This window comes from Streptomyces fuscigenes (genome assembly GCF_021556455.1).
In the GTDB taxonomy this organism is placed as follows: Bacteria; Actinomycetota; Actinomycetes; order Streptomycetales; family Streptomycetaceae; genus Streptomyces; species Streptomyces fuscigenes.
The window spans coordinates 1-8,554 of sequence record NZ_JAKGCV010000244.1; the positions used below are offsets into that span (position 1 = coordinate 1).

An 8,554-nucleotide genomic window follows, 5' to 3' on the forward strand; every position below is an offset into this window, starting at 1 on the left:
GCCGCCGCCGTCCCCGCGTCCGGCGCGCCCCGCCCGCACCCGGCGGGCGGGCGCGTCCCGGCCACGCGGCTGCGCCCGGGATGTGCGGGCAACGACCCTTTCGCGCGGCCTTGGTCCGTACCGAGGGGTGGACCGTGGCCGGTGCGGGGTCCGGTTCATGGGAGGCTTGTCACATGGCGCAGATCAACCCCAGCATCCTGTCCGCCGACTTCTCGCGGCTCGCCGAGGAGGCGAAGGCCGTCGAAGGCGCCGACTGGCTCCACGTCGACGTGATGGACAACCACTTCGTGCCCAACCTGACCCTGGGCGTCCCGGTGGTCGAGGCGCTCGGCAGGGCGACCGGCACGCCACTCGACTGCCACCTGATGATCGAGCAGCCGGACCGCTGGGCCCCGCAGTACGTGGAGGCCGGGGCGGGGTCCGTGACGTTCCACGCGGAGGCGGCCGCGGCACCCGTGCGGCTCGCGCGCGAGATCCGCGCCAAGGGCGCCCGCGCGTCGATGGCGCTGAAGCCGGCGACGCCGATCGAGCCGTACGAGGACCTGCTGCCGGAACTCGACATGCTGCTGATCATGACCGTGGAGCCGGGCTTCGGCGGGCAGTCGTTCCTCGACATCATGCTGCCGAAGATCCGCAGGTCCCGGCAGCTGATCGCCAAGCACGGCCTCGAACTGTGGCTCCAGGTCGACGGCGGTGTCTCCGCCGACACGGTGGAGCGGTGCGCGGACGCGGGCGCCGACGTGTTCGTCGCCGGGTCCGCCGTCTACGGCGCGGACGACCCCGCGGCGGCCGTCCGGATGCTGCGCCACCAGGCCGACGAGGCGACCGCGAAGGCGGCCTGGGCCTGCGGGCACTGAGCACACCCGCCGGTGCCGGCCGCGCCCGGCGCGTGCCGAGCGGCGCACGGGGGTCCGGGCGGAAGCGGCCGTCGGGCCGTGCGCCGGACCCCGCCGGACCCCCGGCGCGAGGGCCCGTACGGGCACGGCGCTCACAGGGCGTGCGGGCGCACGACCGGTGAGCCACGGTTAAGTGAACGGGCCCCTTCGGGGCTGATCAAGGGCCGTCGCATCTGAAAGGATGACGGCGATCCAGAGGGCGCGCAGAGCGAAGGAGAACGCGGTGCCTGGAATTTCGGCGGGGCGGCCGGCCCTGCGCATGGGACCCGCGGAACTGGTGCAGGCGGCTGCCATGGCGCGCCGCTTCTACCTGGAGGGCAAGTCCAAGATCCAGATCGCCGAGGAGTTCGGCGTCAGCCGCTTCAAGGTGGCCCGGGTCCTGGAGACCGCTCTGGAGCGCGACCTGGTCCGCATCGAGATCCGCGTGCCCGCCGAGCTGGACGCGGAGCGCTCCGACGCGCTGCGGGCCCGCTACGGCCTGCGGCACGCCGTGGTCGTGGAGTCGCCCGCCGACGGCGTCGACGAGTCCCCCGACCCGGAGAACCTGGGCGAGGTCGCCGCAGACCTGCTGGGTGAACTCGTCGCCGAGGGGGACGTCCTGGGCCTCGCCTGGGGCCGCTCGACGATCCACATGGCCGCGGCGCTCGACCGCCTGCCGCCGTGCACCGTCGTCCAGCTGACCGGCGTGTACGACGCGGGCACCGCCGAGCGGGGCTCCGTGGAGGCCGTCCGGCGCGCCGCGCAGGTCTCGGGCGGCGAGGCACACCCCATCTACGCCCCCATGCTCCTGCCCGACACGGCGACCGCGGCGGCGCTGCGCAACCAGCCGGGCATCGCGCGTGCCTTCGACTACTTCGACAAGGTGACCGTCGCCGCGGTGTCCATCGGCTCGTGGGAGGCCGGCATCTCCACGGTGCACGACATGCTCACCGACCAGGAGCGCTCGCACTACGCGTCGCTGGGCGTCGCGGCGGAGATGTCCGCGCACCTCTTCGACGCGCAGGGCCGCAGGGTCGGCCGCGACCTGGGCGAGCGGTGCATCACCGTGGAGGCGGACCGGCTGCGCCGCATCCCCGAGGTCGTCGCGATCGCGGGCGGCATGCGCAAGGCGGAGGCGATCGGCGCGGTGCTCAGGTCCGGACTCGTCACGAGCCTCGTCACCGACACCGTCGCCGCGGACTTCCTGCTGAAGGACTTCACCCCGGCGCCCCGCCCGGCCCTGGAGCGCGCGGACCCCGACGGCGTCTGACCCGGCGCCGGTGCGCGCGCCCGCACGGGTCGCCCCGCCGGGTCGGCGCGGCCTCGGCACCCGCCCGGGCGGCGCGCCGGGGCCCGTTTGGAGGTTCCTCCGAATGAGCGGCGTCCGCGCTGGATGTTTCTGCCCGGCCGGATCCGGCCATGACATGGGACAATCAAGTACGTGCGTCTGCCGCCGGGCCCATCGGCCGGCGGCCAGCTCCGAGCGACTGGGATGTTCCGTACGTGCGTTTCCTCAATGACCTTCAGCCGTCGTACGACCTGACCTACGACGACGTCTTCATGGTGCCGAGCCGTTCGGCCGTCGGTTCCCGCCAGGCCGTGGACCTGTCCTCGCCCGACGGCACCGGCACCACGATCCCGCTGGTCGTCGCCAACATGACCGCGATCGCGGGCCGCCGCATGGCGGAGACGGTCGCCCGGCGCGGCGGACTCGTCGTCGTCCCGCAGGACATCCCGCTCGACGTCGTCGCGGACGTGACGTCCTGGGTGAAGGCCCGTGACCTGGTCTTCGACACGCCGATCACCCTGGCGCCGACGCAGACCGTCGACGAGGCCCTTTCGCTGCTGCCGAAGCGCGCCCACGGCGCCGGCGTCGTGGTGGACGACAAGCAGCGCCCCGTCGGCATCGTCACCGAGCACGACCTCACCGGCGTCGACCGCTTCACGCAGCTGTCCGAGGTGATGTCCCGCGAGCTGCTGGTGATCTCGGCCGACACCGATCCGCGCGAGGCGTTCAACATCCTCGACGGCGCCCACCGCAAGCTGGCGCCCGCGGTCGACGAGCAGGGCCGCCTGGTCGGCATCCTCACCCGCACGGGCGCCCTGCGCGCCACGCTGTACACCCCCGCCACGGACGCGAACGGACGGCTGCGGATCGCCGCCGCCGTCGGCGTCAACGGCGACGTGGCGGGCAAGGCGGCGCAGCTGCTGGAGGCCGGCGTCGACACCCTCGTCGTGGACACCGCCCACGGCCACCAGGAATCGATGATCTCGGCGGTCAAGGCCGTCCGCGCGCTCTCGCCGAGCGTGCCGGTCGTCGCGGGCAACGTCGTCGCCGCTGCGGGCGTGCGCGACCTGATCGAGGCCGGCGCGGACATCGTGAAGGTCGGCGTGGGCCCCGGCGCCATGTGCACCACCCGCATGATGACGGGCGTCGGCAGGCCGCAGTTCTCCGCCGTGCTGGAGTGCGCCGCCGAGGCCGCCAGGTTCGGCCGGCACGTCTGGGCCGACGGCGGCGTCCGCCACCCGCGCGACGTGGCGATGGCGCTCGCCGCCGGCGCCTCGAACGTGATGATCGGCTCCTGGTTCGCCGGGACGTACGAGTCCCCGGGCGACCTCCAGCAGTCCGCCGACGGGCGGTTCTACAAGGAGTCCTTCGGCATGGCGTCCGCCCGCGCGGTGCGCAACCGCACCAGCGAGGAGTCGGCGTACGACCGGGCCCGCAAGGCGCTCTTCGAGGAGGGCATCTCCACCTCGCGCATGTTCCTCGACCCGGCGCGCCCGGGCGTCGAGGACCTGATCGACTCGATCATCGCCGGGGTGCGCTCGTCGTGCACCTACGCCGGGGCGGCCTCGCTCGAGGAGTTCGCCGAGCGCGCGATCGTCGGCATCCAGAGCGCCGCCGGCTACGCGGAGGGCAAGCCGCTCTCGTCCAGCTGGAGCTGAGGCCCCGGACCGTTCCGCCCCGTGCCCGTGCGACCGCCCGGCGGCCGCACGGGCACGGGCGTTGCGGGCAGGCGGCCTCCGGCGCGGCCGCGGCGCCGGCCAGGGCCGCGTACCGGCCGCGGGGCCGCCGCCGACGGGACCGGAGGCACCGGCATATGCGCTTTTCGCGAATTCGGCAACTCGTACGCATGGCCCCGGCGCGACGGGGTACACGCCACCCACTGAACCATGGATCCAAGGGGAGGCGAACGTGTCGACGGCCAGCGCGGTCCCGTTCGAGAGCACGGAGTACGCAACCGGAGAAGCCGGGGCGCAGAAGACGGGACTTCCGGTCGACTACGGGCCGGCCCCGGCCCTTTCGGGCTCCTTGTCCGGTCTGCCCCGGGTCCAGTCGCCGGCCGGCATGGCGCCCAAGGACGCACGGGAGATCTCCCGGCTGTTCTTCGCCCGCCTCGCGGAGCTGGAGGAGGGCACGCCCGAGCACCAGTACGCGCGCAACACGCTCATCGAGCTCAACCTGGCGCTGGTGCGCTACGCCGCCACCCGGTTCCGCAACAGGTCCGACCAGATGGAGGACATCGTCCAGGTCGGCACCATCGGGTTGATCAAGGCGATCGACCGGTTCGAGCTCAGCCGCGAGGTGGAGTTCGCGACGTTCGCCGTGCCGTACATCCTCGGTGAGATCAAGCGCTTCTTCCGGGACACCAGCTGGGCCGTGCACGTGCCGCGCCGCCTCCAGGAGCTGCGCATAGACCTGGCCAAGGCGACCGACGAGCTGTCGCAGCGGCTGGATCGCACGCCGACCACCGCCGAACTCGCCGCGCACCTGCGGATGGACGAGGACGAGGTCATAGAGGGGATCGTCGCCAGCAACGGCTACACGGCGGGCTCCATCGACGTGCCCGCCGACGACTCGGCGGAGACCGTCGCGCCCCTCGCGGACCGCCTCGGCGAGCTGGACCCGGGACTGGAGACCGCGGAGAACATCCAGGCCCTCAAGCCGCTGATCGAGTCGCTGGACGAGCGGGAGCGGCAGCTGCTGCGCATGCGCTTCGGCGACGAGATGACGCAGTCGGAGATCGGCGAGGTGCTCGGCGTGTCGCAGATGCACGTCTCCCGGCTGCTGGCCCGCGTGACGGGCCGGCTGCGCAAGGGGCTGCTGACCGACTGCTGAGCCGCCGCGCCCCGGCCTCGGGCGCGCTCCGCGCCCGTGCACGACCCGCCGCGCCCGCCGCCCCGGCCCACCCACCGGCCGGGGCGGCGGGCGCGGTGCGCGTGGTCTACTGCACCGGTGCGACTGAACGACCTGGACGAACGCATCCTGCACGCCCTCGCCGAGGACGCCCGCCGCAGCTACGCGGACATCGGCTCCCTCGTCGGACTCTCGGCCCCCGCGGTCAAGCGCCGCGTCGACCGGCTGCGGGCCGAGGGCGCCATCACCGGCTTCACCGTGCGGGTCGACCCCGCGGCCCTCGGCTGGCGCACCGAGGGGTTCATCGAGATCTACTGCGGGCGCAACACCTCGCCCGAGGACATCCACCGGGGGCTCGAACGCTTCCCGGAGGTGGTGTCCGCGTCGACCGTGACCGGCGAGGCCGACGCGGTCGTCCAGGTCTTCGCCGCGGACATGAGGCACTTCGAGGAGGTCCTCGAACGCATCGCGAGCGAACCGTACGTCGAGCGCACCAAGTCCGTGCTCGTCCTGTCCCCGCTGCTGCGCCGGGGCGCGGCCGGGGCCCCGCAGTGGCCCGGATCACGTTCCTGAGGAACTTTTCGCGCCCGGAGCCCGCGACGCAACGATTCGCCGCGTGAGGCCGTTCGCGCGCAACACATCGCACCCGAAGACGCAACGGTCGCCGCTTGTCGCGCCCGCGGCGCGGACCGTACGGTCTGGGTGGGGAGCGCCGCGGGCCAAGACCGCCTCCCCTCCACCGTCGCACCATCCGTGACCTGCGAGGACCTTGCCATGCCCCCGTTGCGCACCGCCCTGCTCCAGAGTTCGGGACGGCCCGGTTCCGTGGCCGCGAACCTGGACGTCCTGGAGGAGGCGGCGGCGCAGGCGGCCGCGTCGGGCGCGCGGCTGCTCGTCTGCCCCGAGATGTTCCTGACCGGCTACGCGATCGGCGACGACGTGGCGCGTCTGGCGGAACCCGCGGACGGCCCGGCCGCCGAGGCCCTCGCCGCGACGGCCCGGCGCCACGGGCTGGCGATCCTGTACGGGTATCCCGAACGCGACGGCGGCCGCGTCCACAACAGCGCCCAGCTGATCGACGCCGTGGGCGGCCGCCTCGCGAACTACCGCAAGACCCATCTGTACGGCGAGTTCGAGCGGGAGCGGTTCACGCCGGGGGACCGCGCCGTGGTCCAGGCCGACCTCGACGGCGTGCGGCTCGGCATCATGATCTGCTACGACGTCGAGTTCCCGGAGAACGTCCGCGCGCACGCCCTCGCCGGCACGGACCTCCTCCTCGTGCCGACGGCGCAGATGCGGCCCTTCGAGTTCGTCGCGGAGAGCGTCGTACCGGTGCGGGCCTTCGAGAACCAGCTCTACGTCGCGTACGTCAACCGGACCGGCCCGGAGGGCCCGTTCGACTTCGTCGGGCTGAGCTGCCTGGCCGGGCCCGACGGGACGGCGGCCGCGCGCGCGGGCCGCGGCGAGGAACTCGTCCTCGGCGACGTCGACCCGCGGGTGCTGGCCGCCTCCCGCGCCGCCAACCCGTACCTGGGTGACCGCAGGCCCGGCCTCTACACGGACCTGACCGGCTGAAACCGGCCGCTCCACGCCCTCCGCGCCACCCCGCCCCGGACCGGACGGCCCCACCCTGCCGCGCCCGTCCGCCCCGTCCTGCCCCGACTCCGCAGCGCCCGCCCCCGCCGCACCGCGCTGCGCGGGCCGCACGCCCGCCCCGGCCCCGGCCGGCACCTCCCGTACCCGCTTCCCGTCCCCCAGGAGCGTCGCGCCATGACGTCCACGGTGCCCACCGCAGTAGAGCAGTCCCACCCCCAGCACGTGCCGGGGGAGCGGCCCGTCACCATGTCGGGCCCCGACTTCCCCTTCCCCTACGACGACTACCTGGCCCATCCCGCGGGCCTCGGCCAGATACCCGCGACCGAGCACGGCACCGAGGTGGCCGTCATCGGCGGCGGGCTCAGCGGCATCGTCACCGCGTACGAGCTCATGAAGGCGGGACTGCGGCCCGTGCTGTACGAGGCGGACCGGATCGGCGGCCGGCTGCGCACCGTCGGCTTCGACGGCTGCGACCCGGCCCTCACCGCCGAACTGGGCGCCATGCGCTTCCCGCCGTCCTCGACGGCGCTGCGCCACTACATCGACCTGGCGGGCCTGGAGACCGAACCGTTCCCCAACCCGCTGGCGCCCGCCACCCCCTCGACGGTGGTGGACCTCAAGGGTGTGCCGCACTACGCCCGCACCATCGCCGACCTGCCCCAGGTCTACCGCGACGTGATGGACGCGTGGAACAGCTGCCTGGAGGACGGCGCCGACTTCTCCGCGATGACCCGCGCCCTGCGCGAGCGGGACGTCCCGGCGATCCGCGCGATCTGGTCCCGGCTCGTGCGTGACCTCGACAACCAGACCTTCTACGGCTTCCTGTGCGACTCGCCCGCCTTCCGCTCCTTCCGCCACCGGGAGATCTTCGGCCAGGTCGGCTTCGGCACCGGCGGCTGGGACACCGACTTCCCCAACTCGATCCTGGAGATCCTGCGGGTCGTCTACACGGAGGCCGACGACGACCACCGGGGCATCGTCGGCGGCAGCCAGCAGCTGCCCGAACGGCTCTGGGAGCGTGCACCGGAGAAGATCACGTACTGGGCGCAGGGCACCTCGCTCGCCTCGCTCCACGCCGGGGGCCACCGGCCCGCGGTGACGGGGCTGCGCCGGACCGCGGGCGGCGGGATCACCGTCACCGACGCCTCCGGGGCCATCCGCACGTACCGGGCCGCGGTCTTCACCGCGCAGTCGTGGATGCTGCTGTCCAAGATCAAGTGCGACGACACGCTCTTCCCGATCGACCACTGGACGGCGATCGAGCGGACCCACTACATGGAGTCCAGCAAACTGTTCGTGCCCGTCGACCGGCCCTTCTGGCTCGACAAGGACCCCCGCACGGGGCGGGACACGATGTCGATGACCCTGACCGACCGGATGACCCGGGGAACCTACCTGCTCGGCGACGACCCGGACGCGCCCGCGGTCATCTGCCTCTCCTACACGTGGTGCGACGACAGCCTGAAGTGGCTGCCGCTGTCCGCGGACGAGCGGATGGAGGTCATGCTCGCGTCACTCGCCGAGATCTACCCCGGAGTCGACATCCGGCGGCACGTCATCGGCAGCCCCGTGACCGTGTCCTGGGAGAACGAGCCGTACTTCATGGGGGCTTTCAAGGCCAACCTGCCCGGCCACTACCGCTACCAGCGGCGGCTGTTCACGCACTTCATGCAGGACGCGCTGCCGGCGGACCGGCGCGGGATCTTCCTCGCGGGCGACGACGTCTCCTGGACCGCCGGCTGGGCGGAGGGCGCGGTGCAGACCGCCCTGAACGCGGTGTGGGGCGTCCTGCACCACTTCGGGGGCGGGACGGACCCGTCGAACCCCGGGCCCGGGGACCGCTTCGAGGAGCTGGCCCCGGTGGAACTGCCCGAGGACTGAGGCCGCGGGCGCGGGCCGGGCGCGGCCCCCGGCGGGGCGGGCGCGCACGCCCGCCCGGGTCGCC

7 protein-coding genes are annotated in these 8,554 nt (G+C 73.5%); all 7 read left to right on the plus strand.

Features of this window, described 5'->3' with window-relative positions:
• Positions 1–173 precede the first annotated feature (173 nt).
• The 7 genes from rpe (at position 174) to L1885_RS18740 (ending at position 8,490) form a co-directional block, all read left to right on the plus strand.
• A complete protein-coding gene (gene rpe / locus L1885_RS18710; RefSeq protein WP_235798298.1) occupies positions 174–857 on the plus strand; it encodes a ribulose-phosphate 3-epimerase in 684 nt (227 codons plus the stop codon).
• A gap of 220 nt (positions 858–1,077) precedes the next feature.
• Complete coding sequence (locus L1885_RS18715; protein ID WP_235798299.1) at positions 1,078–2,145, plus strand: sugar-binding transcriptional regulator; 1,068 nt, start codon at positions 1,078–1,080, stop codon at positions 2,143–2,145.
• 233 nt (positions 2,146–2,378) lie between these two features.
• Entirely contained in the window at positions 2,379–3,821 is a 1,443-nt protein-coding gene (locus tag L1885_RS18720; RefSeq protein WP_235798300.1) for a GuaB1 family IMP dehydrogenase-related protein, read from the plus strand.
• A gap of 403 nt (positions 3,822–4,224) precedes the next feature.
• Positions 4,225–4,995: an RNA polymerase sigma factor SigF gene (locus L1885_RS18725; RefSeq protein ID WP_235798304.1), complete on the plus strand. Its 771-nt coding sequence runs from the start codon at positions 4,225–4,227 to the stop codon at positions 4,993–4,995.
• A gap of 117 nt (positions 4,996–5,112) precedes the next feature.
• Entirely contained in the window at positions 5,113–5,586 is a 474-nt protein-coding gene (locus L1885_RS18730) for an Lrp/AsnC family transcriptional regulator (protein ID WP_235798301.1), read from the plus strand.
• A 201-nt stretch (positions 5,587–5,787) separates the two neighbouring features.
• Entirely contained in the window at positions 5,788–6,588 is an 801-nt protein-coding gene (locus tag L1885_RS18735) for a carbon-nitrogen hydrolase family protein (RefSeq protein WP_235798302.1), read from the plus strand.
• A 195-nt stretch (positions 6,589–6,783) separates the two neighbouring features.
• Positions 6,784–8,490 (plus strand): flavin monoamine oxidase family protein, encoded by a 1,707-nt coding sequence (locus L1885_RS18740; RefSeq protein ID WP_235798303.1) that lies wholly within the window; start codon positions 6,784–6,786, stop codon positions 8,488–8,490.
• Positions 8,491–8,554: the final 64 nt, after the last annotated feature.

Bases quoted from the DNA above. Each gene is read 5' to 3' on its own strand.
- rpe (WP_235798298.1), top strand. From the start codon at position 174: ATGGCGCAGATCAACCCCAGCATCCTGTCCGCCGACTTCTCGCGGCTC.
- L1885_RS18715 (WP_235798299.1), top strand. From the start codon at position 1,078: ATGACGGCGATCCAGAGGGCGCGCAGAGCGAAGGAGAACGCGGTGCCT.
- L1885_RS18725 (WP_235798304.1), top strand. From the start codon at position 4,225: ATGGCGCCCAAGGACGCACGGGAGATCTCCCGGCTGTTCTTCGCCCGC.
- L1885_RS18735 (WP_235798302.1), top strand. From the start codon at position 5,788: ATGCCCCCGTTGCGCACCGCCCTGCTCCAGAGTTCGGGACGGCCCGGT.
- L1885_RS18740 (WP_235798303.1), top strand. From the start codon at position 6,784: ATGACGTCCACGGTGCCCACCGCAGTAGAGCAGTCCCACCCCCAGCAC.